This window comes from Corynebacterium sp. HMSC064E07, assembly GCF_001815745.1.
Taxonomy (GTDB): domain Bacteria; phylum Actinomycetota; class Actinomycetes; order Mycobacteriales; family Mycobacteriaceae; genus Corynebacterium; species Corynebacterium jeikeium_D.
In genome coordinates this window covers 1-2,384 of record NZ_KV821801.1, presented here as the reverse complement: position 1 = coordinate 2,384, position 2,384 = coordinate 1, and the positions used below count along the sequence as shown (strand labels likewise).

Sequence of the window (2,384 nt, the reverse complement as noted above, 5' to 3'; positions counted from 1 at the left end):
CGAAGACAACCACCCCAACCAGGGCAACCACCACATGAGCAGCAGAAGAAGACTCTACCTTCACTGCAAACACAAGTCAAACCGACCGTGAATACAAAGTAAACTCTCCCCCACATCACCACAACAAGCAATCACATCGCCCTGTCGCGCTGACCCCGGATACATTACACACACTTCACACATAAAGCGAACCCCCAGGTCACAATGACTTTCTTGGGTACTTTCGAGCTAATAGAAGACCATAACCCTAGAGTTTCACTTAAAGCTGTTCGGCAATGCGTTCGTTCACCGGCTTCTTACGCACACTCACGAGTTATCTCAGCAAAGTGACAAGTCTCGAGGCCTTCGTCGTAAAGCGAGATGGAGCGAAACCACCCCAATAGAAAGCTCCAGTGAGGAAAAGCTGGGCTAGGGAACTAAAGTCGAACTGTGACTACATCAACGAAGACCGATGCCCGGCCGGTCCATCCGGTCGATGAGTATCCGGGCCATGTGAAATTGCTTGTACTCGGCTTTCAACATGTGCTCGCCGCGTATGCAGGCGCGGTGGCAGTCCCGCTTTTCGTGGGCTGGGCACTTGTGGATGCCGGGCGTATGTCCCCATCCGATATTCCGCACCTAATTGCCGCGGACCTGTTTGTTGCCGGCATCGCCACCATCGTGCAGTCGGTGGGTATTTGGCGATTTGGTGTGCGGTTACCACTGATTCAGGGCTGTACCTTCTCTGCCGCCATTCCGATGGTCACTATCGGATCGCAATACGGCGTGCCCGCAATCTACGGTTCGGTGATTGCATCGGGCATTTTCATGATGCTCTTTGCACCGCTTTTTGCATCGCTTCTACGTCTATTTCCGCCGTTGGTCACTGGCACGGTGCTATTGATTATCGGTACGACGCTTATGCCAGTCGCAGCTGACTGGGTTGGTGGCGGTGCTGAAGTCAAGGACACTCCTGATTTCGGCACGCCCCAAAACTTGGCAGTAGCTGTGTTTGTGTTGGTCTTGATTCTCAGTATTGAGCGTTGGGCACCGGAATGGCTCGCCCGAATCGCCGTTCTAGTGGGCATGATTTCTGGGTTGCTGCTGTGCATTCCATTGGGAATGGTGGATTGGTCTGGGACTAAGGACTCACCAATCTTTGGGCTGACACATCCGTTCTACTTCGGCATGCCTGAGTTTGTCTTCTCGGCTGTATTTGCCATGTGCATTGTCTCGCTTGTGACTATGGTCGAGGCGACTGGAGATGTGCTTGCAATCGGTGAGATTACCGAGACCGAGATTGATAATCGCCGTATTGCCGACACACTGCGTGCCGACGGTGCTGCGACCGTGATCGGCGGTATTTTCAATACCTTCGAATACACGGCGTTTGCCCAGAACATCGGCGTCCTGTCCATCACGGGCGTGCGATCCCGATGGGTTACCGCAGCTGCAGGCGGAATGCTGCTGATTCTGGGACTGATTCCAAAGACGGCCGCTCTCGTTGCTGCTATCCCGGCTCCAGTTTTGGGAGGTGCCGGTATCGCCTTGTTCGGCATGGTCGCAGCATCCGGCGTCCGCACCCTATCCAAGGTTAAGTTCACTGAATCCAACGTGATCGTGGTTGGTATTCCGTTGGCACTGGCATTGCTTCCGGCTGTATCGCCCGAACTATTCTCCGGACTGCCGGCATGGGCACAAACGTTTATGGCCTCAGGAATCTGCGTAGGTTCCGTCGCAGCTATTATCTTGAACCTTTTGTTCAACACCGCCGACCGTGCACCGCACGCAGTTACTCCGAGCGCTCACGACACCTTCCGCGGAGGTATCAACTCTGAAGATAAGGACCACGACGGCTACGGCGACGTCCCGCCCGCTAAGCCAAGCAGTAATAACTAACTTCGGTACTTTGATTAGCGTGGCTGGATAGCTCAATCCCAGACCGCGCTGGCGTAATTAAATACAACACATTCCCGTATGGGCGCAGGCAATACCTCGCCCATACGGGATTTCCTTTTGGCGCGACCTTGGATGGCGCCGCGTTGTCTCGTAGGTAGGGCCTTAAGAATCAGGACGAATTCCAAATAAGCGTATGGATCCCTATTTGGACAGCTTGGCAGTAAAGCCCCATTGAAGCGCGGTATCTGCATGTCGGGATGAGTGGCTGTGGTAAACACAGAAGTGCAATAACTGAATCGGACATGCCAACAAGCTCAGTGCCAGAATTCGAGGAGCCTCCGACCGGTGTACTGCGCATCGGACCCTTCTAAGTACCCGCAATTAAGCCAAATCGGTAGCTACCCCGAGATATAAGCCACGACATTTGTCGATTAAATGTTGTTTACCCGTAGGTACAAAAGTGGGCCGCAGCCCCCAACCCCACACAAGGGGCAAGGCAACCACGA

1 protein-coding gene is annotated in these 2,384 nt (G+C 53.8%); it reads left to right on the top strand.

Going from position 1 to position 2,384, the window contains the following annotated elements:
- The first annotated feature begins 429 nt into the window (after positions 1 to 429).
- Positions 430 to 1,878, top strand: coding sequence for a nucleobase:cation symporter-2 family protein (locus tag HMPREF3053_RS01360; protein WP_049189566.1), 1,449 nt, complete (start codon positions 430 to 432; stop codon positions 1,876 to 1,878).
- Positions 1,879 to 2,384: the final 506 nt, after the last annotated feature.